Below are 24,057 nucleotides of genomic sequence, written 5' to 3' on the forward strand. Positions count from 1 at the left end.
CATGCTCGAATCCTATCTCACTCTCAAAGCTGAATATGAAATCATCCCGATGGAGCTGAAGGATTGCGCCGAAGTGGCGCTCCTGCATGGCGAGCGGTTCCCGCGGGTTTGGGACGAGTCCGAGTTTCAGGATCTTCTCTCGCAGGAGACGACGTTCGGCTTCGTTGCCCGCCAGACCAATGCCATCCTGAAAAAGGCGCTCCCCGGCTTCGTGCTGGCAAGGTATGTGGCAGGCGAAGGCGAAATCCTGACGATTGCCGTCAATGCCAAGCTCGGCCGTTGCGGTCTCGGCTGGCGGCTGATGCAGGCAGCCCTTCGCGAGACTCGCGATCGCGGCGGCGAGGCCATATTCCTGGAGGTCGACGGCGGCAATCAACCCGCGCTTGGCCTCTACAGAAAGCTGGGTTTCGAGAAGGTCGGCGAGCGCAAGGCCTATTATGTCAGCGATAACGGCGCGAAGTCGACGGCGCTTGTCATGCGGCGTGTTCTTCGCTAGAGCATTTTACAGCCATGTGGCATCACTTGGCGTCGCTTAAATGCGGCAAAACAAATAGATTGAGCGGCAATTCGGCGCTCTATCCGTTGTCACAGTCGAAATAGACCGAAGACAGTAATTGATGGATGACGCCGTAAAATCCCTCGAGGAGCTTTGCGCCGAGCGCGGAATGCGCATGACCGAGCAGCGCCGGATCATTGCGCGCATTATCGAAAGTTCCGAGGATCATCCTGACGTCGAGGAGCTTTATCGTCGCTCCGTGCAGGTGGATGCGAAGATTTCGATCTCGACCGTCTACCGCACGGTCAAGCTGTTCGAGGATGCCGGCCTTCTTGCCCGCCATGATTTCCGCGACGGCCGTTCCCGTTACGAAACCGTGCCGGAAGAGCATCACGATCATTTGATCGACCTGAAAAGTGGCGAAGTTATCGAATTTCACTCACCGGAGATCGAGGCGCTGCAGGAGCGCATCGCCCGCGAACACGGCTTCAAACTCGTCGATCACCGGCTGGAGCTTTACGGCATCCCGCTGAAGAAGGACGAAGTTTGAACGTGAAGCCTTTCATGCAGGAGCGAATGATTTGATGACCTGGCTGCGCATTGGCTGTGCTGCCGTGGTCATTTGTGCCGTCAGCGCCGTGATGTTGCCGCTGCAGATCCTCTGCCTGCGGTTCGACTGGAAGCTCCGGCGCTATTTGCCACGCTACTGGCATCGCATCGTCTGCTACTGGCTTGGCGTGCGCATCCATGTCGTCGGCAAGATGGAAACGAGCCGGCCGTTGATGCTGGCTTCGAACCACTCGTCCTGGCTCGATATCCTCGTGCTCTCGGCAGTGGCCGATGTCTCCTTCATCGCCAAGTCGGAAGTGCGGAATTGGCCGATTTTTGGTCAGTTCGCGCAATGGCAGAAGAGCGTCTTCGTCGAGCGCGAGCAGAAGCGCAAGACGGGCGAGCAGGTGAACGAGATCGCCGACCGCATGGCCGATGGCGAGATCATGGTGCTGTTTCCGGAAGGAACCACCTCCGATGGCAACCGGCTTCTGGAGGTCAAGTCCTCGCTGTTCGGCGCGGCTGCGGCGGCCCTGCCGAAGGCTGCGGATGCCGTGGTTCACGTTCAGCCGGTCGCAGTCGCCTATACCCGCGTTCACGGCACGCCCATGGGCCGCTATTATCGCCCGCTGACGGCATGGCCCGGCGATATCGAGTTGGTGCCCCATCTGAAGGGTATCGTCCAATGCGGCGCTATCGATGTCGATGTCTGTTTCGGCGAGGCAGTCGATTATCGCGCCGGCACAAACCGCAAGGAAGTCAGCGCCACCGTCGCGCGGCGCATTCGCACCATGCTTGCCAGCCGCCTGCTCGGGCGTGAGATCGCCTGATTTCCAGGTGGTTTCAACTTTTTCATTTTCTCCGAAGGCAAAAGCCACTACATAGCGGCGCATGACCAAGGACAGCCTGACCCTCGACGCCCCGGCGACCGACGCTTTGCAACTCGGCCCCCGCGATGGCTCCAACAGCCGCAAGGTTTTCATCAAGACCTACGGCTGTCAGATGAACGTCTATGACTCGACGCGGATGAGCGATGCTCTCGCCCGCGACGGCTACGAGCCGACCGAGGATATGGAAGAGGCCGATCTCGTCCTGCTGAATACCTGTCATATCCGTGAAAAGGCGGCGGAAAAGGTTTATTCCGCGCTGGGGCGCCTGCGCGACATGAAGAAGCGCAAGGCAGCCGACGGCCGCGAGATGATGATCGGCGTTACCGGCTGCGTCGCCCAGGCGGAAGGCGAGGAGATTCTTCGTCGCGCGCCTGCCGTCGATGTCGTCATCGGCCCGCAGACCTACCATCGCCTGCCGGATGCGCTTCGCCGCGCCAAGGAAGGCCAGCGTGTCGTCGATACCGAATATGCGATCGAGGACAAGTTCGAGCATCTGCCGATTGCCGAGAAGACGAAGATCCGCGCGCGCGGCGTCACCGCCTTCCTGACTGTGCAGGAAGGATGCGACAAGTTCTGCACTTTCTGTGTCGTCCCCTATACGCGCGGCTCCGAAGTCTCCCGCCCGGTCGCCCAGATCGTCGAAGAGGCTGAAAAACTTGTTGATGGCGGAGTGCGCGAAATCACGCTGCTCGGCCAGAATGTCAACGCCTGGCACGGCGCCGGCCCCACGGGCCAAGCCTGGAGCCTGGGTGACCTCCTTTATCGCCTGGCCGAGATCCCGGGTCTTGCCCGCCTGCGCTACACCACCAGCCACCCTCGCGACATGGACGACCGCCTGATCGGCGCGCACCGTGACCTGCGCACGCTGATGCCCTATCTGCACCTGCCGGTCCAGGCAGGTTCCGACCGTATCCTCAAGGCGATGAACCGCCGGCACACGGCGGCCGAATACCTCGCGCTGATCGAGAAAATCCGCGTCGCACGGCCGGATATCGCCCTTTCCGGCGATTTTATCGTCGGCTTCCCGGGGGAGACAGATCGGGATTTTGAGGATACACTCAGGCTGATCGAGCAGGTGAATTATGCACAGGCCTTCTCGTTCAAATATTCCACCCGGCCGGGAACGCCCGGCGCCGACTTGAAGGACCAGGTGCCCGAAGAGGTCAAGACCGAACGGTTGGAGCGGTTGCAGGCTTTGTTGCTGAAGCAGCAGCACGTGTTTGCCGAGACCTGCGTGGGTAAGGTTGTGGATATCCTTCTGGAAAAGCCGGGCCGGATGCCGGGCCAATTAATCGGACGTTCTCCCTGGCTTCAATCTGTGAATGTTGATGCAAAAGCATCGCAAATCGGTGACATTATTAACGTACGAATCACCGGGACCAGCACCAACAGCCTGTTTGCTGATTTGCTCTAGGTTCCGGACGGCACAAGGAGCCACACCGCTTGAACGGACAGGAATTGGTTTCTTCTTCATCGCGCCAGCCCCGCACCGCGAGCGACGCCAATCACTTCATCCTGACGTTCGAGAACAATCGGTTCGCCAGTGAGCTCTTCGGTCAGTTCGATCAGAACTTGAAGCTGCTTGAGGAGCGTCTCGGCATCGATGCCCGGGCGCGCGGCAATTCCGTCGTCATAACAGGCGATGTGCCGGCCACCAATCAGGCACGCCGGACGCTCGATTATCTCTATGACAAACTGCAAAAAGGCGGCAATGTAGAGCGTTCCGACGTAGAAGGCGCAATCCGCATGGCGGTTGCTGCCGACGATCAATTGACGCTGCCGACCATGGAGAGAAAAGCGAAGTTGACGATGGCGCAGATTTCGACGCGCAAGAAGACCATCATTGCGCGCACGCCGACGCAGGATGCCTATATGCGGGCGCTGGAACGGTCCGAAATGGTTTTCGGCGTCGGTCCTGCCGGCACCGGCAAGACCTATCTCGCCGTCGCGCACGCCGCCCAACTTCTGGAGCGCGGCGCCGTGGAAAAGATCATCCTGTCGCGCCCGGCCGTCGAAGCCGGCGAGCGTCTGGGCTTCCTGCCCGGTGACATGAAGGAAAAGGTCGATCCCTATCTGCGTCCGCTCTATGACGCACTATACGACATGATGCCGGGCGACAAGGTCGAGCGCGCCATCACCGCTGGCGTCATCGAGATCGCGCCGCTCGCCTTCATGCGCGGTCGCACGCTCGCCAACGCCGCCGTCATCCTCGACGAGGCACAGAACACGACATCCATGCAGATGAAGATGTTCCTGACGCGTCTCGGCGAGAATTCGCGGATGATCATCACGGGCGATCCGAGCCAGATCGACTTGCCGCGCGGCGTCAAGTCCGGCCTGGTCGAGGCGCTGCAGCTGCTTGATGGCGTGGAGGGCATTACCACCGTCCGCTTCAAGGATACCGACGTCGTCCGCCATGCGTTGGTGGCACGCATCGTCCGTGCCTATGACTCGACCTATGCGACCCAGGCCGAGGAAAGCAATCCGCAGATCTGATCCGCGGCGCGACATCAATGGCAGAACTCGATATACAGATCAGCGTGGAGGAGGGCGATTGGCCCTCCGAAGAGCAGTTGCAGTCGCTCGCCGAGCGCGTGCTGGGTGAGGCTGCCACTTATCTCAAGAAACACGAAAAGCAGCCTTTCCCGAAAATGGCGCCCGAATTGTCGCTGGTCTTCACCGACGACGCCTCGATCCGCGAGATCAATGCGGAATGGCGCTCGCAGGACAAGGCGACGAACGTACTTTCCTTCCCAGCCTTTCCGCTCGAGCCTGGCGGTAAGCCCGGTCCGATGCTCGGCGATATCATCATCGCCCGGGAGACGGTGGAGCGCGAAGCCATGGATCTCGAGAAGAGCTTTGACGACCATTTGACCCATTTGATGGTGCATGGTTTCTTGCATCTCTTCGGCTACGACCATATGAATAATAGCGAAGCCGAAAGAATGGAGGGGCTGGAGACTCGCATTTTGGCTGGTCTTGGCCTATCTGATCCCTATGCGGGACAAGACCCCATTTGATCTGAACCCTGTCTGACCAGGAACAATGAGCGACTTTACGACAAGACCGGCCCCCGAGGCCAAAGACGGAGCCGATGCAGCCTCCTCCGATGAGGCAGGCAGTAGTAGCAACGGCAAGCGATCTCAATCTTCATTCTGGGCGCGTGCAGCGCGCATTCTCCGCCCGGCGCAGGGCGCCGCGCGTTTGCGTGAGGATCTCGCCGACGCGTTGATGACCAATGCGGCCGATGACGACGCCTTTTCGCCCGATGAGCGGGCGATGCTGCACAACATCCTGCGCTTCCGCGAAGTTCGCGTCGAAGACGTCATGGTGCCGCGCGCCGATATCGAGGCGGTGGATCAGAACATCACCATCGGCGAGCTGATGATCCTGTTCGAGGAAAGCGGCCGTTCGCGTATGCCCGTCTATGCCGAAACGCTGGACGATCCGCGGGGCATGGTGCATATCCGCGACCTCCTGTCCTATGTCGCCAAACAGGCCCGCAACAAGCGGCGCGCCGGCAGTGCCAAGACAGCTAACGCCGCGGCGACGGGTGCGACTGCCGCCGAAAAGGCGCCACGCTCGGCCAAACCGAATTTCGATCTGTCGCGGGTCGATCTGCAGAAGACGCTGGCCGAGGCCGGCATCATCCGCAAAATCCTGTTCGTCCCGCCATCCATGCTGGCCTCTGACCTCCTGCGCCGCATGCAGGTCAACCGCACGCAGATGGCGCTTGTGATCGACGAGTATGGCGGCACGGACGGCCTGGCCTCGCACGAGGACATCGTCGAGATGGTCGTCGGTGACATCGACGACGAACACGATGACGATGAGGTCATGTTCAAGCGCGTCTCCGAGGACGTCTTCGTTGCCGATGCGCGCGTCGAGCTGGAGGAGATCGCCGCGGCGATCGGTCCGGATTTCGACATCGTTGAGCAGGTGGACGACGTGGACACGCTCGGCGGCCTGATCTTCTCGGCGCTTGGCCGCATTCCCGTCCGCGGCGAGCTTGTGCAAGCGCTGCCGGGTTTCGAGTTTCATATCCTCGATGCCGATCCGCGCCGCATCAAGCGGGTGCGCATTACCCGCAAGCGTCATCCTGCTCGTCGACGGCCTACCGTCAAGCTGGAAGGCGAGACGGGGGCGCCGGATCGTGACTTGCCATCGCCGGAAGTCATTGCCGAGGAAACACCGGTCGAACGCAACGCCGCCAGCCAATAATTGCCGCTTCGGCGGGACAAATCGTCAATTCTTTGAAAGACTGCCGCCAGTTGATTCGAAGTTGGACGGAGCTGGCGCATGGAATGGCTTTCGGGCAGGGTGATCCTCGTCTGGGGTTTCAAACGTGCGTTGCTTGCGATCTTGGCCGGTGCCGTCGGGGTGCTGGCGCTGCCGCCTTTCGGCTTTTTCGCGGCAATGTTCGTCTCCTTCACGCTGTTGGTCTGGCTGCTCGACGGCGTCGCGGCCAGTCCCGATAGCGGCCTTTTCGGCCGGTTGTGGCCGGCCTTCTTCACGGGCTGGCTATTTGGCTTTGGCTATTTCGTCGCCGGTCTCTGGTGGCTCGGCCATGCGCTGCTGATCGACGCCGAGGAGTTTGCCTGGGCGCTGCCGTTGGCAATTCTCGGTCTGCCGGCTTTTTTGGCGATCTTCTACGGCGTGGCGACGGTGCTCGCGCGGATCCTGTGGTCCGACGGCATGGGTCGCATCGCAGCGCTTGCGTTCAGCTTCGGCTTGCTGGAGTGGCTGCGGAGCTTCCTCTTTACCGGCTTTCCCTGGAATGCCATCGGCTATGGCGCCATGCCCATTCCGCTGATGATGCAGTCGGCACATCTGATCGGCGTGCTAGGGGTGACCGTCCTTGCCGTCTTCGTCTTTGCCGCACCCGCGCTGCTTGGCACGCGCCAGGGGCGGCTGCCAGGTATCGGGCTTGCGATTATGATTGCCGTCGCCCATGTCGGCTACGGCTACTACGCTTTGAACCTGCCGGAGGCGCCCGCGGCCAGCGGCAAGGCGACGCCGGTCGTGCGCATCGTTCAGCCATCGATCGACCAGCAGGCGAAGATGGATACGGATGCCGACCGCACCGCCATCTTCGACAAGCATCTGGCGCTCTCCGTGCAGCCGCCGGCCAATGGCGGCAAGCGTCCCGATATCATCGTCTGGCCAGAGACGGCTGTTCCATTCATCCTGACCGACAACAGGGACGCGCTTGCTCGCATCGCCGATCAGCTGGAGGACGATCAGGTTCTGATCACCGGCGCCGTCCGCGTGGAGGACATGGGGCCAGGTACCCCGCCGCGCTATTACAATTCGATCTACGTCATCGACGGCCGCGGCCAGATCATTGACGCATCGGACAAGACCCATCTCGTGCCTTTCGGCGAATATGTGCCTTTCGAACACATCCTGAACTACCTCGGCATCGAGAATGTCGTGGAGCTTCCGGGAGGGTTTTCCGCAGCCACCAAGCGCCGGCTGCTGATGATGCCCGACGGCATCAAATTCTACCCGCTGATCTGCTACGAGATTATTTTCCCGAACGAGATGACACCGGAAATCCGGCAGGCAGATGCCATTCTGAACGTTACGAATGACGGTTGGTTCGGAGATACGCCAGGTCCTTACCAGCATTTCCTGCAGGCAAGAGTGAGAGCGGTGGAACAGGGACTGCCTCTGATTCGCAGTGCCAATACGGGCATTTCAGCCTTCGTCGATCCACATGGGCGCGTCCTCTCCGGGATTGGCTATAATCAGCAAGGCTTCATAGATACTACCCTGAGTAGTGCAACTGTGTCTGGTATCGACGATAAAGCCCGGAAAACATACTATTGGTTGATTGTCGGTCTGGTCGGCCTCGTTGCCGTCGTTTCACGCATGGGTTTTATTTCAAGGGTGAATTGACCAAAAAACCCTAAAATTGCATAGTGCTACCTATCCGCCTTTTAAACGTAGACTGGAGGCCTTGGGGGCGTCGGCTGCAACGTGGCGTTATAGGGGTGGAGAAGGGTACCGGGTGGCAGGTCCTGAATTCAACCTATGTTAGGGTAAAATGATGATTGAAAACAAAAAGAAGCCGAACCCCATCGACATTCATGTCGGTAGCCGCATACGCCTCCGCCGCACGATGCTTGGCATGAGCCAGGAAAAGCTCGGCGAAAGCCTCGGAATTACGTTTCAACAGATCCAGAAATACGAAAAGGGCACCAACCGTGTTGGCGCCAGCCGCCTCCAGAATATCTCCAGCATCCTTAATGTCCCGGTTTCCTTCTTCTTCGAAGATGCCCCGGGTGAGCACACGGCCAATGCGGGTGGCATGGCCGAAGCATCCAGCTCCAACTATGTCGTCGATTTTCTGTCCTCTTCAGAGGGGTTACAGCTCAATCGTGCCTTCGTGAAGATTTCCGATGGCAAGGTCCGGCGCAAGGTCGTCGAGTTGGTCAAGGCGCTCGCTGCCGAGGCCGATGCTGAATAAGCATTTCGAGGGGGCATCGGAATGCTGAAGTCGAAAGGCGGTCGTTTTGGCCGCCTTTTGTGCATTTACGGCAAAATTTTATCACTTCGGCCGAGATATAAAGATATATTTATGTCCTTGTTCGGCTTGTTTTTCGAGGCGGAGACGAATATCAAAAGCGGAGTTTGTTCTTTGAGGGGAATCCCGCATGCGCGCGAATTATCTGTTTACGAGTGAGTCTGTTGCCGAAGGTCACCCGGATAAAGTTTGTGACCGCATTTCCGACGAAATCGTCGATCTGGTTTACCGCGAGGCCGCAAAGACCGGCGTAAATCCATGGGGCGTGCGCATTGCCTGCGAGACCCTTGCCACCACCAACCGTGTCGTCATCGCTGGCGAGGTTCGTCTGCCGCCGAGCCTGATGAAGAAGGACAAGGACGGCAACGACGTCATCAATCCTTCGAAGTTCAAGGCTGCCGCCCGTCGCGCCATAAAGGATATCGGCTACGAGCAGGATGGCTTCCACTGGAAGAAGGCGCGCATCGACGTGCTCCTGCATTCGCAGTCTGCCGATATCGCCCAGGGCGTCGACAATGCTGCCGACCAGCAGGGTGACGAAGGTGCCGGCGACCAGGGCATCATGTTCGGCTACGCCTGCAAGGAAACGCCTGATCTCATGCCGGCGCCGATCTATTATTCGCACAAGATCCTGCAGCTGCTCGCAACCGCCCGCAAGAAGGGCGACGGCGAAGTCGCCAAGCTCGGCCCGGATGCCAAGAGCCAGGTGACCGTCCGCTACGTCGACGGCAAGCCGTCCGAAGTGACCTCGATCGTGCTTTCCACGCAGCATCTCGACGACAGCTGGGATTCGAAGAAGGTTCGCGCGGTTGTCGAACCCTATATCCGCGAAGCGCTCGGCGATCTGAAGATCGCCTCCGATTGCAAGTGGTACATCAACCCCACGGGTAAGTTCGTCATTGGTGGTCCGGACGGCGATGCAGGCCTCACCGGCCGCAAGATCATCGTAGACACCTACGGCGGCGCAGCTCCGCATGGCGGCGGTGCTTTCTCGGGCAAGGACACGACCAAGGTCGACCGTTCTGCTGCCTATGCGGCTCGCTACCTTGCAAAGAACGTGGTCGCTGCCGGCCTTTCCGACCGTTGCACGATCCAGCTGTCCTACGCCATCGGCGTCGCTCAGCCGTTGTCGATCTATGTCGACCTGCATGGCACGGGCAAGGGCGTTACCGAGGATCAGGTTGAAGCGGCTATTCGCAAGAACATGGACCTCTCGCCGACCGGCATCCGTCGTCACCTCGACCTCAACAAGCCGATCTACGCCAAAACCTCGGCCTATGGTCATTTCGGCCGCAAGGCCGGCCGTGACGGTTCCTTCTCCTGGGAGCGCACGGACCTGGTAAAGGGCCTCAAGGAAGCTGTGAAGGTCAAGGAAGCCGCATGATCGATACCGAGCGCCGGTCGCGGGCGACGGAAGCATTCTTCGGGCGGCGCAAGGGTAAGGCCTTGCGCGGCCAGCAGGCGGAAACGCTGGAAGCTTTGCTGCCGCAATATATCGTCGATCTCTCCGCTCCGGCGCCGCAGCCGCTGAATGATCTCTTCCCGGTGCAGACCGAGCGTCTGCGCCTGGAGATCGGATTTGGCGGCGGCGAGCATCTGATTCACAGGGCGCTGGAACAGCCGACGACCGGTTTCATCGGTGTCGAGCCCTTCGTCAATTCGATGCAGAAGTTGCTTGCGCGTGTCGGCGAGACCGGTGCGCGCAATATTCGCGTTTACAACGACGATGCCACCCAGCTGCTTGACTGGCTGCCGGATGGCTGCCTGGACCAGATAGATCTGCTCTATCCGGACCCCTGGCCGAAGAAGAAGCACTGGAAGCGTCGCTTCGTCTCGCAGGTCAATCTCACGCGCTTTCATCGCGTACTGAAGCCAGGCGCGCTCTTTTGCTTCGCCTCTGACATCGACACCTATGTCAACTGGACGCTGCAGCACTGCGATGCGCATGGCGGCTTCGAGTGGACCGCGCGCAATGCCGCCGATTGGCTGACGCCCTATGAGGGCTGGCCGAGCACGCGCTACGAGGCCAAGGCCCGGCGCGAAGGGCGGTCGTCCGCCTATTTGACCTTCAGGAAAATCTGATCGCCTGAATTGAGGCTGAAGCAAGTGATTGCTTCTGTCGCATCATCTCATCAGGGACCGCCACGCAAGGCGGTCTGGATCATGTAAATTCGCCGTGCGCGAGCCGGTTCGGCGGTCCTTGCGAACGATGAGCTTCACCGTTGAGCGATGCCCACAGTCAGTGCAGGCTGACCGTCTTCAGTTCATCTTCGGCAGCACGGTAGAAGGTGCTGGAGCGATTATCCGTTAGCAGAATCGGCGTGCCATCGGCGCCGAAAAGCGCCCAGAGGTCGACCTCCGGATCGATGTCCGGTGCTTCGGGAAAGCAGCGCGATACTTCGTTCCAGTCCATTTTTCTGATGTAGGCAACCTCACCGGCGCCGATATTGGCAAGCTCGGATTGGGTCAGGCGGGCAGTCGCTTCTTTCAACAACATCTTCGTACCTCCAGTGTGAGGGACCAACGGCCCAGAGCATGATGCCGAAAAGTGTGAGCGGCTTTCGGCCGACATCATGCCCTAGTCATTTGATTCTAGAGCGGATTCAGATTTCAGACCGATTCGGCCTGAAATCATCCGGCTCTAGGCCGTTGTCCTACTGTGAGACCGAAATGTTAATTTTCTTTACTATGCGATCGGGTTCCGGGCGAATGAGGTCGACCGAGAGCAGGCCGTTCTTCAGAACGGCGCCGAGAACTTGCATGCCGTCTGCAAGGACGAAGACACGCTGGAACTGGCGGGCGGCAATGCCGCGATAGAGATAGTCGCGCTCGCCTTGTTCGATCTGTCGGCCTCGGATGAGAAGCTGATTCTCTTCTGTCGTTACATCGAGTTCGTCTTCGGAAAATCCGGCCACCGCAAGCGTGATGCGCAGTCGCTCCGGCTCACCGGAGAGCCGGTCTGCCCGCATACGTTCGATATTGTAGGGAGGATAGCCGTCGCTGGCTTTGGAAATACGCTCCAGCGTCTTTTCCATAGTATCGAAGCCCAGAAGCAACGGGCTGGCAAAGGGAGTCATCCGGCTCATCGTCAAGTCCTTGGTATCAAGCGACCGCTCCGGGCCTGATCTTCAGCACCCGGTTGCCCTAATATGGGAGTGCGCACCGATCTGTGCAAGACACCATCGCTTCGCATCTGCGAGATCGAATTCATCCGTGAAAATCGTTTCATGACACGGCATGCGAGCGCTTGACAAAGCCGGACCGGACCCGCGACAAAGCCTCTCGATCTGCACCGGAGGAATATCACAGACATGACCGAACCCAGAAAAATCATCATCGATACGGACCCTGGTCAGGACGACGCCGCGGCGATCTTTCTCGCCTTCGGCAGCCGCGAGGAGATCGATGTTCTCGGTATTACCACCGTCGCCGGCAACGTGCCGCTGCGTCTGACGAGCCGCAACGCCCGGATCGTTTGCGAGCTCTGCAATCGCCGTGACGTCAAGGTGTTCGCCGGTGCCGACGCGCCGCTGAAGCGCAAGCTGGTAACTGCCGAACACGTGCACGGCAAAACCGGCCTGGACGGTCCGCAATTGTCCGAGCCGACGATGGAGCTGCAGCCGGGCCATGCCGTCGACTTCATCATCGAAACGCTGCGCAATGAACCGGCAGGCGCCGTTACGCTCTGCACGCTCGGTCCGTTGACGAACATCGCAATGGCGTTCCAAAAGGCACCCGACATCGTCGGCCGCGTCCGCGAACTGGTCATGATGGGCGGTGGCTTCTTCGAGGGCGGCAACATCACCCCGGCAGCCGAATTCAACATCTACGTCGACCCGGAAGCGGCCGATGTCGTGTTCCGCTCCGGCGTGCCCATCGTCATGATGCCGCTTGACGTCACACACAAGCTGCTCACCCGCAAGGACCGTGTTGCCCGCATGGCCGCCGTCGGCACACCGCCGGCCAAGGCCATGGTCGAAATGCTGGAGTTCTTCGAGCGCTTCGATATTGAGAAGTACGGTTCGGATGGCGGTCCGCTGCACGACCCCACGGTTATCGCCTATCTCCTGAAGCCCGAACTCTTCAAGGGCCGGGAATGCAATGTCGAGATCGAAGTGACGTCCGAGCTCACCGTTGGCATGACCGTGGTCGACTGGTGGCACGTTACCGACCGCAAGCGCAATGCCAAGGTCATGCGCGATGTCGATGCCGATGGCTTCTTCGCATTGCTGACCGAACGCTTCGCCCGCATCTGATCGTTCGGGCACATGAAAAAAGGCCGCCGGATCGCTCCGGCGGCCTTTTTATTGGTTAAAGCTCAGTCGGCTCAGAATTCTTCCCAGTCGTCCTGTGCAAGGGCCGTGGCGCCGTGCGTCTGCGGCTGAGCCTTGCGCATGGGAGCTGCGGCCGGTGCAGCCGCTCTGCGGGAGGCGACAGGCGCCCGCATCTGCTGCGCAGCGGCCCGCAAGGCACCGGCATTGTCCTGCACGCTATGCGATGTGCGGAAGCGCGCGACCAGGCCCCTGAGGGTTTGGGCTTCTTCGGCGAGGGTGACGCTGGATGCCGTGGTCTCTTCGACCATCGCCGCATTCTGCTGCGTCACCTGGTCCATCTGGTTCATGGCCGAGTTGATTTCCTTGAGGCCGATGGCCTGCTCGCTTGCCGAAGCGGAGATCTGGCGGATGAGACCATTGATCTCCATGACCTGCTGGGCGATCTTGTGCAGAGCATTGCCTGCGCGGCCGACCAGATCGACACCTTCCTTGACCTGACCCGCCGAGGTGTTGATCAGCGTTTTGATCTCCTTGGCGGCATTGGCCGACCGCTGGGCCAGCTCGCGAACTTCCTGAGCGACGACCGCAAAGCCCTTGCCGGCTTCGCCTGCACGGGCAGCTTCCACACCGGCATTGAGGGCGAGCAGGTTGGTCTGGAAGGCGATCTCGTCGATGACGCCGATGATGCGGGAGACTTCCAGAGAAGACTGCTCGATGCCGTGCATGGAGGCGATGGCCTTTTGCACGACCTCGCCGGAATGCTCGGCATCCTGAGACGCCGCGTTGACGCTGCTAGCGGCCGTGCGGGCGTTTTCGGCGCTTGAGTTGACCTGCGCGGTCAGCTCGTTGAGTGCCGCGGCCGTCTCTTCGAGGCTTGCCGCCTGCTGCTCGGTACGGCGGGCAAGGTCAGAGGCGCTGTTGCTGATTTCGCCGGTGCCGCTGCCGATGTTGCCGACGCTGACATTGACCGTGTGCACGGTCTCTTCGATGCTCGCAAGCGCGGCGTTGAAGTCCTGCTTGAGCTGGGCATATTCGCCGGGGAAGTCGTCGGTGATCCGGTGGCTGAGATTGCCCTTGGAGAGTTCCGCCAGATTATGACCGAGAATGCCGACGATGTGGCGCTGCAGAGCGACACTTTCATTGCGTTCGCTCTCGGACCGGCGGCGTTCGCCTTCGGCTGCCAGGCGCTGGTCGTTGGCTTCGCCTTCCAGACGCTTGGTATCGGCTAGCGCGAAGCGGAAGCCTTCCAGCGCCTTGGCGACGGAGCCCACTTCGTCGGCGCGTTCCTGACCGGAGATCGGCTCGGCATAGTTGCCGGCGCTGAGGCGTTTTACGCTGGCGACGAGGCCGGCCAGCGGCAGCTGCACGAAGCCGCGCACGGCGGCATAGAGCGCGAGCATGACAGCGATGAGCACCAGGATGCCGGAGACGACCATCGTGTAGGTCTGATCGCGCACGGGAGCTGCGATCGCGCTGTGCGGCACATCGATGAGAACGACCCAGGTGGCATTGAGACCGGGAACCGCGAACGGGTAGACGACGCGATCGAATTCTTCGCCGCCATTCTCGGAAAGGTTTTTGAGGATGTTTGCGGAAGAAGAGGTCAGTGCCGCCTTGACGACGTCGACGCCCGAACCGTTGTAGTCCTTCATCAGCAGATCGGCGGTCGGCGCGACCAGCCACTTGTTATCCTGCGAAACCAGCAGGACGCGGCCGGAGCCGAACGGGTGAAGCTTCTGCAGCTTCGTGTAGAGCGAAGAGAGAGAGAGGTCGACACCCGCAACGCCGATCATCTTGCCGCCGGACATGACCGGATAGGCGATGGAGCTCATGGTCGTCGGAACGTCGGTGCCCTGTGCGAGATAGGGCGGCGTGATCGCGCCCTTGCCGCTATCGGCGGCAAGCTTCCACCATGGAGCTGTATAATCGTTGTCGAAGGTCGAGAACTGGATGCCGCCGTCCTTGGTCTTCGACCAGTAAGGTGCGAAGGCGCCTTTCTCGTTGACGCCCTGGTCCTTGTTGTTGGCGAGTTCGGTCGTCTTGCCGTCTATGGCACCGAGCTGCTCGCAGAACCAGCTGCCGAAGGCAAAGGCGTTCTGCTCGACATTGGCCTTGAGGATGTTGATGATGCCTTTGCGATCGAGATTGTGGCCCTCGTGGGCGCGGCCGACGACGGCGGCCATGGAGCGGGCGGCACTGGCCATTTCGCCGACATTGGCGGCGATCTCGTTGGAAATGGACTTGGCCTCGGTGTTGGCCTGATCCATCGTCAAGGCTTCGACGCGGTCGCGCGTCTGCGAGATCAGCAGGAGGTTGGAGACCAGCAAGACGAGTGCAATCGCCAGCCCGGTGACCAAGATAAGCTTGGCCGCAAGCGACTTCATACGAAAGATGAACATCATTTCCTCAAAAAAGCGATGCGTGGGATGCACATTATCCGCATGCAAAGTCGGCGCAGGATGGCCCTTTCATAGAGCCGCCGTGAGAATTGCCGCCGCGGCCGGAAGGGTATACGCGCCAGGCCAGAGGAGAATGATATGGAAGCGCAAAAATTTAATTAATTGCGCTCCACTGTATTTAGGGGGTTTTGTACTTAGAGCTTCTCGGCGACTTCGCTAGCGACCGGAATGGATGGCTGAGCGCCCGGCTTGAGGCAGGCGAGCGACCCGGCGACCGCCGCGCGGCGCAGACTGGCCTGAAAGTCCATGCCCTGGTCGAGGCTTGCTACGAAATAGCCGCAGAACGTATCGCCGGCGCCAACCGTGTCCACGGGTTCGATTACCAGGCCCTTGGCGCGGGAAACCTCGCCATCGCGAATGGCGATGACGCCGTCGCCGCCAAGCGTCACGATGAGCGTCTGACCAGTCTCGCCGTGCAAGCGAACGAGAGCCGACTCGCGCTCTGCTGCGGACATGTTGTCCTGACCGGCCAGTCTCTCGAATTCCGTCTCGTTGGCGATGACGATGTCGGCGAGCCGGCCAAGGCGCGGGGCCTCGGGGATCAGGGGGGCGAGATTAAGGACCGTTCGCACGCCCTTGGCCTTGGCGGCACCGAGGGCCGTCTCGACGGCGGAAACCGGAATTTCGAGCTGCAGCATCAGTGTATCGCCGGGGTTCAGCGCGGAGACGGCGGCCGTTGCGTGTTCGGCCGTGTTCGTGCCGTTTGCGCCGGGAACGACGGCGATCATGTTTTCTCCGTCGCCGCCTACGAGGATCAGTGCCGTGCCTGTGGGTTCGGAGACGCGCTTGACGGTAGAAAGATCGGTACCGGCAGCGTCGAGCAGGGCAAGTGCCGGTTCCGCAAAGCCGTCATTGCCGACCGCGCCGCTGAGCCGCACGGTTGCACCTGCACGACGCGCGGCAAGTGCCTGATTGGCGCCCTTGCCGCCGGCGGCGGTAGCAAAGCCGTTGCCGGCAACGGTTTCGCCCGGCTTCGGCAAGCGATCCGTGGTGGCGATGAGGTCCATGTTGATGGAGCCGAAGATGGTGATCATGCGATATCCTGCCCTGGGTGTTGTCCTGCATGATCCTGCCCGAAGGTTGCCTTATCTCTTTTGGGATCATGCATCGATTGGGCGCGACACTGCCGAAGCGATCAGTCTTCGTCAACTACCCTGAGCTTGAGTTGGCTCGTGCGGTTGTCTGCGGGCTTCGGCCTTTCTTCCGGACGTGGCTTTGCCGGTTCTTTTGCCGTCTCGAATTCCAGCGCCTCGATCCGCTCTCCGCGCCGCGCCAGCTTGTCGGCCGAGGTGACGATCATGTCGACATCCTTCTGCGCCATGGCGAAATGACCCTGAAGCTTGCGCACACGCTCGTCCAGGCGTGACAGATCGTCCATCAGATGCGCCACCTCGCTCTGGATCACGTGAGCCTGCTCACGCATACGCTGATCCTTCAACACCGCCTGAATGACCTGGATCGACAGCATCAGCAGCGACGGCGAAACGATGACGATGCGGGCGCGCTGTGCCTTCTGCACGATCGCCTCGAAATTCTCGTGGATCTCGGCGAAGATCGATTCGGAGGGCACGAACAGGAAGGCAGTGTCCTGCGTCTCGCTAGGAATGAGATATTTCTCGGAGATGTCGCGGATATGCAGCTCCAGATCGCGGCGGAACTGCTGTGCGGCGATCTTGCCATGTTCGGGAGTGGCGGCGGCGCGAATGGCGTTCCATGCCTCGAGCGGAAACTTGGCATCGATGACAAGCGGCGGCGAGCCGTTCGGCATGCGAACCGTGCAGTCCGGCCGCGAACCGTTGGAAAGCGTTGCCTGAAACGCATAGGCACCCATCGGCAGCCCGTCGGCAATGATGGTCTCCATACGGGCCTGACCGAAGGCGCCGCGGGTCTGCTTGTTGGAAAGAATGGCCTGCAGGCCGACGACGTCCTTCGCCAGCGTCTGGATATTGGTTTGGGCGGCATCGATGACGGCAAGCCTTTCCTGCAGGCGGCGCAGGTTTTCATGGGTCGAGCGCGTCTGCTCGCCGATCGTTGCCGTCACCCGTTGCGACATGCCATCCAGCCGCTGGCCGATGGCCTGATTGAGTTCGGCCTGCCGGGAGCCGAATACCTCGGCCATGGTGGCAAGCCGGCCCTGCATCTCCGCCTGAGCCCGCAACAGCGTCGCCATATTGTGCTCTGCCTCGAGCATGTCATCCTCGGATCGCCCGCGGCCGCGCATTATCAGCACAAGGACGGCGATCAGGAGCAGGATGACGAGGCCGGTCAGAACCTGGATCGTGGAGATGGTTTGGCCGAAGATGATGAAGGACATGGAACCGAGTATGCTCGTGGAATTCTTACGGACACCATAACAAAACCGTCGTGAATATCTAGATCAAAACGTGAACAAGATTTTTCTGACGTTTATTCCAGCCCAGGCTGCCTTCGGTGAAAAAACACCTCGATACGGCCATCTTGGCGATTCCATCGCAGAACAAGATGCGTTATGGGAAACGTCATGACGATCAAGCCACTCATCATTTTACCCGATCCGCTGCTCCGTCAGGCTTCCAAGCCGATCGAGCGCATCGATATCGAAACTCAGCGTCTCGCGGACGACATGCTGGAAACTATGTATGACGCGCCGGGCATCGGCCTTGCCGCCATCCAGGTCGGCGTTGCGCGCCGTATGCTTGTCATCGACGTATCGCGCGAGGGCGAAGAAAAGACGCCGTTGGTTTTCATCAATCCGGAAATCGTCGCTTCGTCCGACGATCGTTCGGTCTATGAGGAAGGCTGCCTCTCCATTCCGGATTACTATGCCGAAGTGGAACGTCCGGCGCGCGTGACGGTCAAGCATCTCGATCGTGACGGCAAGGAGCAGATCACCGAGGCGGACGGCCTGCTGGCGACCTGCGTACAGCATGAGATCGATCACCTGAACGGCGTACTGTTCATCGACTATATTTCCCGCCTGAAGCGCGAGATGGTGATCAAGAAATTCACCAAGGCTGCCAAGGCTAAGGCTCTCTGAAGCATTTTCTGACAAAGGCCGCTTCATTTGTGCTGCGGCCTTTGTTCGCTACGATGCGGAGACCGGAACCATCGATCACCGCGCCTGACCTGTCCGATGGCGGCTAGCGTTTGACCTCCAATAGCGCGTGTGCTGTCGCTGCCGGGTCACTCGAAACCTGATATCTTAAGCCGGATGGATCGCATGTCGCTCAATATCATTTTCATGGGAACGCCCGAATTCTCCGTGCCGACGCTGCGGTCCCTGATCGATGCCGGGCATAAGGTTCGCGCGGTCTATACGCAGCCACCCCGACCCGGCGGTCGACGCGGGCTCGACCTGCAGAAGTCGCCGGTGCATCAGGCGGCCGAATTGCTGGGCCTGCCCGTGTTCACACCAGTCAACTTCAAGGATGCGGACGTGCGCCAGCGCTTCCGCGATCTGAATGCCGATGTCGCCGTCGTCGTAGCTTACGGCCTGCTGCTGCCGGAAGCCATCCTCACCGGCACGCGCCTCGGCTGCTACAACGGCCACGCCTCGCTGCTGCCGCGCTGGCGCGGTGCGGCGCCGATCCAGCGGGCGATCATGGCGGGCGACGCCAAGACCGGCATGATGGTCATGAAGATGGACAAGGGGCTCGACACCGGCCCGGTTGCGCTCACGCGCGAAGTCGAGATCGGCGGCACCATGACGTCAGGCGAGCTGCATGACAGGCTGATGCTTGTCGGCGCGAAGGCCATGGCCGAGGCGATGAACAAGCTCGAGCATGACGAACTGCCGCTGACGGCCCAGCCATCCGAGGGCGTTCTTTACGCCGCAAAGATCGACAAGGGCGAAACGCGAATCGATTTCGGCAAGCCGGCAGCAGACGTCCACAATCACATTCGCGGCTTGTCGCCTTTCCCTGGCGCCTGGTTCGAGGCCGATATTGCAGGCCGCCCGGAGCGCATCAAGGTGCTTGGCTCCGAATTGGCCGAGGGCAACGGCGCGGCCGGCCACGTCCTGACGGACGATCTTGTCATCGCCTGCGCTTCCGGCGCCGTCAGGCTGACGAAGCTGCAGAAGGCTGGCGGCAAGCCACTGGCGGCGGCCGATTTCCTGCGCGGCACACCGATTGCGCCCGGCACCGTGCTCGCCTCGGAGCAGAACTGATGCCGCGTTATAAGATGATCGTCGAATATGACGGCATCCCCTATGTCGGCTGGCAGCGTCAGGAAAACGGGCCTTCAGTTCAGGGAGCGATCGAACGCGCCATCTTGTCCTTGACCGACGAGGTTGTTTCGATCCGCGGCGCGGGCCGCACCGATTCCGGCGTGCACGCCATGGGGCAGGTCATGCATGCCGACCTTTCCAAGGAATGGAAGGTCTACACGCTGCGCAATGCGCTGAACGCTCATCTGAGGATGGCTGGAGACCGGGTCGCCATTCTGGATATCGTAGAGGTCGATACGAGTTTCGACGCGCGTTTCTCCGCCATCCGCCGACACTATCTCTATCGCATCATCGCACGCCGGGCGCCGCTTGCGCTTGAAGCCGGGCGTGCTTGGTGGGTGCCGAAGGACATGGATCACGAGATCATGCATGCCGCAGCACAGACCCTTGTGGGGCGGCATGATTTCACCACCTTCCGTTCTGCGCATTGTCAGGCAAACAGCCCGGTGCGCACGCTCGATCGGCTGGATGTGACCCGTAGCGGCGAACTGATCGAGATCCGTGCGACCGCACAAAGCTTCCTGCACAATCAGATCCGCTCGTTCGCCGGCACGCTGAAGCTGGCCGGCGAAGGTAAGTGGACACCCGGCGATGTTCGCGCCGCTCTCGAAGCCAGGGATCGCAAGGCCTGCGGCCCCGTTGCCCCGCCGGACGGGCTTTATTTCATGCAGGTGGACTATCGCGAAGGCGGCGGCTCGGCCGGCATCGAAGGGGAGAGTGACGAGGGCGAAGATCTCTCTTAGTCTTGCCCCGCGCGCCTCAACCCGGCGGGTAAACGCCGAGAAACCGCTGAAGGAAATCCGTTAGCAGCATCGTCGGGATCAGCAGCACCAGCGTCAGTGCGCCGACGAACAGCGGATGTGTGCCGCAAATCATTCTGAGGATGCGTGCCAGCGAGAAAATAATCGCCATCATCAATACCAGCCATAGCAGCGCCACAAGCCCGCTGGAGCCTGGAACGAAGGCGATCACCGCGATGAGCAGCGCGTTCAGATAGGACGTCGGCACCCCGAGCCAGTTCACGGTGACGACGATGGGGGCGAATTTATCGCCGAACCGAAAGATCAGCAGCAGCACGCCGGCGAGAACGAGCGGGATCATCCAGTTTGCGGCTTCGACCAGGGCGAGGCGCAGGAAGAAGGCAAGGCCGGTCGAGGTTTCAGGCGGCATGGCGGTCAGGTAGGCCTGCTGCCACCAGAGCCAGGAAATACCGATCGACGGAAGACTCCATAGGATCGCCCAGAAGGAGCGCAGCATGCCCCGGTCCGATATGTCGAGATATTGGAAGCCGCGCGCATCCATGCGGATCAGCAGCCAGAGACCGGACAGATAATATTGAACTTCCTTAAAGGTCGGCATTCTCGAACCAACGCTTGATGAAGGTCTGGTAGATCTCGGTCAGCGTTTCGAGATCCGAGACTGCGACGCGTTCGTCAACCATGTGCATGGTCTTGCCGACGAGGCCGAATTCCACCACCGGGCAATAGTCCTTGATGAAGCGGGCGTCTGAAGTGCCGCCTGTCGTCGAAAGTGCCGGTCTTTGACCGGTAATGTTTTCGACGGCGGAAGAGAGCGAAGCGATCAGCGCGTTGTTGCGCGTCAGGAAGACCTGGCTCGGTCGTTCGGACCATGTGATGTCGTATTTTGCCGGCGCGCGCCCTGGGCGCAGCGTTTCATCGGCGGCTGCCGCGTCGAGGCGGCCAATAATCTCGGCCTTCAGCGCCTCGACCGTCCAGGTGTCGTTGAAACGGATGTTGAAGGCAGCGGTCGCCTTGGCAGGGATGACGTTGGTGGCGGCATTGCCGACATCGATCGTCGTCACTTCGAGATTGGACGGCTGGAAATTGTCCGTGCCGGCATCGAAGGGCGGGTCGAGGAGCGCCTCTGTCAACTTGACGATGCTGCGCACCGGGTTGTCGGCGAGGTGCGGATAGGCGGCATGGCCCTGAACGCCGTGGACGGTGATGAACCCTGAGATCGAGCCGCGCCGGCCGATCTTGATCATGTCGCCGAGTCGGTCCGGATTGGTCGGTTCGCCGACGAGCGATGCATCCCATCTCTCGCCGCGTTCGGCCGCCCACTGCAGCAGCTTGACCGTGCCGTTGATCGCCGGTCCCTCTTCGTCGCCGGTAATCAGGAATGAAATCGAGCCGGCGGGTTTGCCGTGCTTCTCGATATGCCGCGCGACCGCCGCGGCAAAGCAGGCAATGCCGCCCTTCATGTCGACGGCACCGCGGCCGAAAAGCTCGCCATCGGCGATTTCGGCGTCAAAAGGCGGGTGGCTCCAGGAAGCCGCATCGCCGACCGGCACGACATCCGTGTGCCCGGCAAACATCAGGTGCGGCTCCTCGGTGCCCAGCCGGGCATAGAGGTTTTCGATATCGGGCGTTCCCGGTTCGCTGGCGGTCATGCGCTCGATCTTGAAGCCAAGCGGCTGCAGCATCTCGGCAAGCGCGGTGAGCGCGCCACCCTCGGCTGGGGTTACGGAGGCGCAGCGGATCAGGGTTTGCAGGTTTGCGACGGGATCGGTAACGGTCATCGGGGGCAACTTATCCGGCGGGAAATGGCAAAGCGATGGCAAAGGGTCGGCGATGAACCGAAAAACCTTGCCGCGATTCCAGCAATCGCACGGGCGTGCTCACCCGGCAAGCTTGAGGGAAGCGCGATACGGAGACCGCGCTCCCAAATTCATAATCAGTCGCGCAGCAGCTCGTTGATGCCGGTCTTCGAGCGGGTCTTTTCATCGACGCGCTTGACGATGACGGCGCAGTAGAGACCGGGGGCCGGCTGGCCGTTTGCCATCGTCTTGTCGCTCGGCAGCGAGCCGGCGACGACGACGGAATAGGGCGGAACTTCGCCATAGGTGATCTCGCCGGTGGCGCGATCGACGATCTTTGTGGACTTGCCGATGAAGACGCCCATGCCGAGCACCGATCCTTCGCGGACGATGCAGCCTTCGACGACTTCGGAGCGGGCGCCGATGAAGCAATTGTCCTCGATGATCGTCGGGCCGGCCTGCATCGGTTCCAGCACGCCGCCAATGCCGACGCCGCCCGAAAGGTGCACATGCTTGCCGATCTGAGCGCAGGAGCCGACGGTCGCCCAGGTATCGACCATGGTGCCTTCGCCGACATAGGCGCCGAGATTGACGAAGGACGGCATCAGGATGGCGTTGGGAGCGATATAGGCGGAATGACGCACGACGGCGTTCGGCACGGCGCGGAAGCCGGCTTCGCGGAAGCGGTTCTCGCCCCAGCCTTCGAATTTCGAGGGAACCTTGTCCCACCAGGTCGCATTGCCCGGGCCGCCTTCGACGATCTTCATGTCGTTCAGGCGGAAAGAGAGCAGAACCGCTTTCTTGAGCCACTGATTGACGGTCCAGTTGCCGTCGGCGCCGCGCTCGGCGACGCGGACCTTGCCGCTATCGAGGAGATTGAGCGCCTGCTCGACGGCGTCACGGATTTCCCCGTGCGTCGACGTGTTCACATTGTCGCGATTGTCGAAAGCGGCCTCGATAGACTTTTCGAGGGAGGCGAGATCGTTAGCGCTCATGGGAATTCCTTAAAACGTCAGTGCCTATCGTGTTTTCCGGCAGCGGCTCCGGATATGGTCGATTGGTCCTATAGCATGGAGCCCGAAAATGGAATGTCTTTTCCGCGCCGATTGAGCTTGGATTCAAGGCGTTGTAGGGGCATATGCAAGAGCTTGGCTATTCGTGCCTTCGGGCAGGAATGGCTCCTCATGATCGATTCGAAAGGCATGAATAGATGAGCAAGTCGAAGAACGGCAGGCTGAGGCGCAAGGATGGGGTGTGGGATCCCTTGAAGACGAGCTCGGCGGACAAGAAGCGAGCCGAATCCGTGCCGCGCACGCCGCAATCGATGTCGCCCTCTTACCGGCTTGCTTATGCCGACGAGGATTTCCTCTGCCGCGAAGAATTGCGGCCGATCCGCCTGCAGCTCGAGCTGCTGAAGACAGAGATGTCTCTGACGGAGAAGGGCATCAAGTCCACCGTCGTCATGTTCGGTGGTGCTCGTATTCCGGCACCCGGCACCAATGCCTGGGCCGCGCGCAACGACGTGCAGCGTGCCAATCTCGAAGCTGCATCCGTCTACTATGAAGAAGCGCGCAAGTTCGCGCGGCTTTGCTCCCGCTATTCCGCCGGTTTCGATTACCATGAATATGTCGTCGTCACCGGCGGCGGCCCAGGCGTGATGGAAGCCGGCAATCGTGGTGCGGCCGAAGAGGGCGCGCCGTCGATCGGCCTCAACATCGTGTTGCCGCATGAGCAAGCACCGAATGTCTATGTCACGCCGGAGCTCAGCTTCAATTTCCACTATTTCGCAATCCGCAAGATGCACTTCATGGTGCGCGCCAAGGCGATCGCGGTATTCCCCGGTGGCTTCGGCACCATGGACGAGCTGTTCGAGTGCCTGACGCTCATCCAGACCGGCCGCATGGAGCGTCTGCCGCTCATTCTTTTCGGTGAAAAGTTCTGGCGCAGCATCATCAATTTCGAGGCGCTCGCCGAATTCGGCACCATCGCGCCCGATGACGTCGACCTGATCAGCTTCGTCGACACGGCCGACGAGGCCTGGAAGATCGTCACGGATTTCTACGAGCACGATAACGGCCATTGAACAACGAAACGCC

At 60.6% G+C, this 24,057-nt stretch carries 24 protein-coding genes; 16 read left to right on the forward strand and 8 right to left on the reverse strand.

The window, feature by feature from the left end; translation table 11 throughout:
• The first annotated feature begins 1 nt into the window (after position 1).
• The 11 genes from ACIQJ2_RS23295 (at position 2) to ACIQJ2_RS23345 (ending at position 10,546) form a co-directional block, all read left to right on the forward strand.
• The gene (locus ACIQJ2_RS23295) at positions 2-496 is read left to right on the forward strand and encodes a GNAT family N-acetyltransferase (RefSeq protein WP_400673254.1); all 495 of its coding nucleotides are present in this window, start codon (positions 2-4) and stop codon (positions 494-496) included.
• A gap of 121 nt (positions 497-617) precedes the next feature.
• Positions 618-1,046 (forward strand): Fur family transcriptional regulator, encoded by a 429-nt coding sequence (locus tag ACIQJ2_RS23300; protein ID WP_199092426.1) that lies wholly within the window; start codon positions 618-620, stop codon positions 1,044-1,046.
• A 31-nt stretch (positions 1,047-1,077) separates the two neighbouring features.
• Complete coding sequence (locus tag ACIQJ2_RS23305) at positions 1,078-1,875, forward strand: lysophospholipid acyltransferase family protein (RefSeq protein ID WP_400673252.1); 798 nt, start codon at positions 1,078-1,080, stop codon at positions 1,873-1,875.
• 61 nt (positions 1,876-1,936) lie between these two features.
• Positions 1,937-3,349 (forward strand): tRNA (N6-isopentenyl adenosine(37)-C2)-methylthiotransferase MiaB, encoded by a 1,413-nt coding sequence (gene miaB / locus ACIQJ2_RS23310; protein ID WP_400673250.1) that lies wholly within the window; start codon positions 1,937-1,939, stop codon positions 3,347-3,349.
• 29 nt (positions 3,350-3,378) lie between these two features.
• Positions 3,379-4,431 (forward strand): PhoH family protein, encoded by a 1,053-nt coding sequence (locus tag ACIQJ2_RS23315; protein ID WP_199144633.1) that lies wholly within the window; start codon positions 3,379-3,381, stop codon positions 4,429-4,431.
• Between the two features lie 17 nt (positions 4,432-4,448).
• Positions 4,449-4,955 carry an rRNA maturation RNase YbeY gene (gene ybeY, locus ACIQJ2_RS23320; RefSeq protein ID WP_400673247.1) on the forward strand — a complete coding sequence of 169 codons (507 nt, stop codon included), beginning with the start codon at positions 4,449-4,451 and terminating at the stop codon, positions 4,953-4,955.
• A gap of 25 nt (positions 4,956-4,980) precedes the next feature.
• On the forward strand, positions 4,981-6,156 hold the full coding sequence (locus ACIQJ2_RS23325) for a hemolysin family protein (RefSeq protein ID WP_400673245.1): 1,176 nt from the start codon (positions 4,981-4,983) through the stop codon (positions 6,154-6,156).
• 78 nt (positions 6,157-6,234) lie between these two features.
• A complete protein-coding gene (gene lnt, locus ACIQJ2_RS23330) occupies positions 6,235-7,836 on the forward strand; it encodes an apolipoprotein N-acyltransferase (protein ID WP_400673243.1) in 1,602 nt (533 codons plus the stop codon).
• Positions 7,837-7,987: 151 nt separating this feature from the next.
• Entirely contained in the window at positions 7,988-8,407 is a 420-nt protein-coding gene (locus tag ACIQJ2_RS23335) for a helix-turn-helix domain-containing protein (RefSeq protein WP_199144647.1), read from the forward strand.
• A gap of 187 nt (positions 8,408-8,594) precedes the next feature.
• Positions 8,595-9,848 (forward strand): methionine adenosyltransferase, encoded by a 1,254-nt coding sequence (metK, locus tag ACIQJ2_RS23340; RefSeq protein ID WP_199144649.1) that lies wholly within the window; start codon positions 8,595-8,597, stop codon positions 9,846-9,848.
• A complete protein-coding gene (locus tag ACIQJ2_RS23345; protein WP_400673241.1) occupies positions 9,845-10,546 on the forward strand; it encodes a tRNA (guanine(46)-N(7))-methyltransferase TrmB in 702 nt (233 codons plus the stop codon). The genes metK and ACIQJ2_RS23345 overlap by 4 nt, the downstream gene beginning before the upstream one ends.
• A 157-nt stretch (positions 10,547-10,703) precedes the next feature.
• Here the strand turns inward: ACIQJ2_RS23345 and ACIQJ2_RS23350 are convergent, their stop codons facing one another.
• Together ACIQJ2_RS23350 and ACIQJ2_RS23355 are read right to left on the reverse strand one after the other, a co-directional pair.
• Positions 10,704-10,961: a DUF1150 family protein gene (locus tag ACIQJ2_RS23350; protein ID WP_199092446.1), complete on the reverse strand. Its 258-nt coding sequence runs from the start codon at positions 10,959-10,961 to the stop codon at positions 10,704-10,706.
• A gap of 157 nt (positions 10,962-11,118) precedes the next feature.
• Complete coding sequence (locus ACIQJ2_RS23355) at positions 11,119-11,550, reverse strand: Hsp20 family protein (protein ID WP_199144653.1); 432 nt, start codon at positions 11,548-11,550, stop codon at positions 11,119-11,121.
• Positions 11,551-11,775: 225 nt separating this feature from the next.
• On the opposite strand from ACIQJ2_RS23355, the gene ACIQJ2_RS23360 reads away from it, so the two are divergent.
• Positions 11,776-12,720 carry a nucleoside hydrolase gene (locus ACIQJ2_RS23360; RefSeq protein ID WP_400673237.1) on the forward strand — a complete coding sequence of 315 codons (945 nt, stop codon included), beginning with the start codon at positions 11,776-11,778 and terminating at the stop codon, positions 12,718-12,720.
• A 71-nt stretch (positions 12,721-12,791) separates the two neighbouring features.
• Here ACIQJ2_RS23360 and ACIQJ2_RS23365 read toward each other — a convergent pair whose 3' ends face one another.
• The 3 genes from ACIQJ2_RS23365 to ACIQJ2_RS23375 form a co-directional block, all read right to left on the reverse strand.
• Positions 12,792-15,137, reverse strand: a complete 2,346-nt coding sequence (locus tag ACIQJ2_RS23365) for a methyl-accepting chemotaxis protein (protein ID WP_400673234.1) — start codon at positions 15,135-15,137, stop codon at positions 12,792-12,794.
• A gap of 194 nt (positions 15,138-15,331) precedes the next feature.
• Positions 15,332-16,231 (reverse strand): ribokinase, encoded by a 900-nt coding sequence (locus ACIQJ2_RS23370; RefSeq protein ID WP_400673232.1) that lies wholly within the window; start codon positions 16,229-16,231, stop codon positions 15,332-15,334.
• Between the two features lie 101 nt (positions 16,232-16,332).
• Entirely contained in the window at positions 16,333-17,511 is a 1,179-nt protein-coding gene (locus ACIQJ2_RS23375; RefSeq protein WP_400673229.1) for a DNA recombination protein RmuC, read from the reverse strand.
• Positions 17,512-17,697: 186 nt separating this feature from the next.
• Here ACIQJ2_RS23375 and def point away from each other — a divergent pair, with 186 nt between their 5' ends.
• From def to truA, 3 genes are all read left to right on the forward strand, one after another.
• Positions 17,698-18,213 carry a peptide deformylase gene (def, locus tag ACIQJ2_RS23380; protein ID WP_199144663.1) on the forward strand — a complete coding sequence of 172 codons (516 nt, stop codon included), beginning with the start codon at positions 17,698-17,700 and terminating at the stop codon, positions 18,211-18,213.
• A 183-nt stretch (positions 18,214-18,396) separates the two neighbouring features.
• A complete protein-coding gene (gene fmt / locus ACIQJ2_RS23385) occupies positions 18,397-19,344 on the forward strand; it encodes a methionyl-tRNA formyltransferase (RefSeq protein WP_400673225.1) in 948 nt (315 codons plus the stop codon).
• Entirely contained in the window at positions 19,344-20,147 is an 804-nt protein-coding gene (gene truA / locus ACIQJ2_RS23390) for a tRNA pseudouridine(38-40) synthase TruA (protein WP_400673223.1), read from the forward strand. The genes fmt and truA overlap by 1 nt, the downstream gene beginning before the upstream one ends.
• Positions 20,148-20,163: 16 nt before the next feature.
• Here truA and ACIQJ2_RS23395 read toward each other — a convergent pair whose 3' ends face one another.
• The 3 genes from ACIQJ2_RS23395 to dapD form a co-directional block, all read right to left on the reverse strand.
• A complete protein-coding gene (locus tag ACIQJ2_RS23395; protein ID WP_400673221.1) occupies positions 20,164-20,763 on the reverse strand; it encodes a hypothetical protein in 600 nt (199 codons plus the stop codon).
• On the reverse strand, positions 20,750-21,943 hold the full coding sequence (dapE, locus tag ACIQJ2_RS23400; protein ID WP_199150436.1) for a succinyl-diaminopimelate desuccinylase: 1,194 nt from the start codon (positions 21,941-21,943) through the stop codon (positions 20,750-20,752). Before dapE ends, ACIQJ2_RS23395 begins: the two co-directional genes overlap by 14 nt.
• Positions 21,944-22,098: 155 nt before the next feature.
• Positions 22,099-22,956, reverse strand: a complete 858-nt coding sequence (dapD, locus tag ACIQJ2_RS23405) for a 2,3,4,5-tetrahydropyridine-2,6-dicarboxylate N-succinyltransferase (RefSeq protein WP_199150437.1) — start codon at positions 22,954-22,956, stop codon at positions 22,099-22,101.
• A 215-nt stretch (positions 22,957-23,171) separates the two neighbouring features.
• Here dapD and ACIQJ2_RS23410 point away from each other — a divergent pair, with 215 nt between their 5' ends.
• Complete coding sequence (locus ACIQJ2_RS23410) at positions 23,172-24,044, forward strand: LOG family protein (protein WP_199092470.1); 873 nt, start codon at positions 23,172-23,174, stop codon at positions 24,042-24,044.
• The last annotated feature ends 13 nt before the right edge of the window (positions 24,045-24,057 follow it).

This window comes from Rhizobium sp. NPDC092011 (assembly GCF_044756305.1).
Taxonomy (GTDB): domain Bacteria; phylum Pseudomonadota; class Alphaproteobacteria; order Rhizobiales; family Rhizobiaceae; genus Rhizobium.

Bases quoted from the DNA above. Each gene is read 5' to 3' on its own strand.
- ACIQJ2_RS23355 (WP_199144653.1), bottom strand. From the start codon at position 11,550: ATGAGCCGGATGACTCCCTTTGCCAGCCCGTTGCTTCTGGGCTTCGAT.
- ACIQJ2_RS23395 (WP_400673221.1), bottom strand. From the start codon at position 20,763: ATGCCGACCTTTAAGGAAGTTCAATATTATCTGTCCGGTCTCTGGCTG.
- truA (WP_400673223.1), top strand. From the start codon at position 19,344: ATGCCGCGTTATAAGATGATCGTCGAATATGACGGCATCCCCTATGTC.
- ACIQJ2_RS23370 (WP_400673232.1), bottom strand. From the start codon at position 16,231: ATGATCACCATCTTCGGCTCCATCAACATGGACCTCATCGCCACCACG.
- fmt (WP_400673225.1), top strand. From the start codon at position 18,397: ATGTCGCTCAATATCATTTTCATGGGAACGCCCGAATTCTCCGTGCCG.
- ACIQJ2_RS23365 (WP_400673234.1), bottom strand. From the start codon at position 15,137: ATGTTCATCTTTCGTATGAAGTCGCTTGCGGCCAAGCTTATCTTGGTC.
- def (WP_199144663.1), top strand. From the start codon at position 17,698: ATGACGATCAAGCCACTCATCATTTTACCCGATCCGCTGCTCCGTCAG.
- dapD (WP_199150437.1), bottom strand. From the start codon at position 22,956: ATGAGCGCTAACGATCTCGCCTCCCTCGAAAAGTCTATCGAGGCCGCT.
- lnt (WP_400673243.1), top strand. From the start codon at position 6,235: ATGGAATGGCTTTCGGGCAGGGTGATCCTCGTCTGGGGTTTCAAACGT.
- metK (WP_199144649.1), top strand. From the start codon at position 8,595: ATGCGCGCGAATTATCTGTTTACGAGTGAGTCTGTTGCCGAAGGTCAC.
- ACIQJ2_RS23375 (WP_400673229.1), bottom strand. From the start codon at position 17,511: ATGTCCTTCATCATCTTCGGCCAAACCATCTCCACGATCCAGGTTCTG.
- ACIQJ2_RS23350 (WP_199092446.1), bottom strand. From the start codon at position 10,961: ATGTTGTTGAAAGAAGCGACTGCCCGCCTGACCCAATCCGAGCTTGCC.
- ACIQJ2_RS23300 (WP_199092426.1), top strand. From the start codon at position 618: ATGGATGACGCCGTAAAATCCCTCGAGGAGCTTTGCGCCGAGCGCGGA.
- ACIQJ2_RS23410 (WP_199092470.1), top strand. From the start codon at position 23,172: ATGAGCAAGTCGAAGAACGGCAGGCTGAGGCGCAAGGATGGGGTGTGG.
- ACIQJ2_RS23335 (WP_199144647.1), top strand. From the start codon at position 7,988: ATGATTGAAAACAAAAAGAAGCCGAACCCCATCGACATTCATGTCGGT.
- ACIQJ2_RS23295 (WP_400673254.1), top strand. From the start codon at position 2: ATGCTCGAATCCTATCTCACTCTCAAAGCTGAATATGAAATCATCCCG.
- ACIQJ2_RS23325 (WP_400673245.1), top strand. From the start codon at position 4,981: ATGAGCGACTTTACGACAAGACCGGCCCCCGAGGCCAAAGACGGAGCC.
- ACIQJ2_RS23345 (WP_400673241.1), top strand. From the start codon at position 9,845: ATGATCGATACCGAGCGCCGGTCGCGGGCGACGGAAGCATTCTTCGGG.
- dapE (WP_199150436.1), bottom strand. From the start codon at position 21,943: ATGACCGTTACCGATCCCGTCGCAAACCTGCAAACCCTGATCCGCTGC.
- ybeY (WP_400673247.1), top strand. From the start codon at position 4,449: ATGGCAGAACTCGATATACAGATCAGCGTGGAGGAGGGCGATTGGCCC.
- ACIQJ2_RS23360 (WP_400673237.1), top strand. From the start codon at position 11,776: ATGACCGAACCCAGAAAAATCATCATCGATACGGACCCTGGTCAGGAC.
- miaB (WP_400673250.1), top strand. From the start codon at position 1,937: ATGACCAAGGACAGCCTGACCCTCGACGCCCCGGCGACCGACGCTTTG.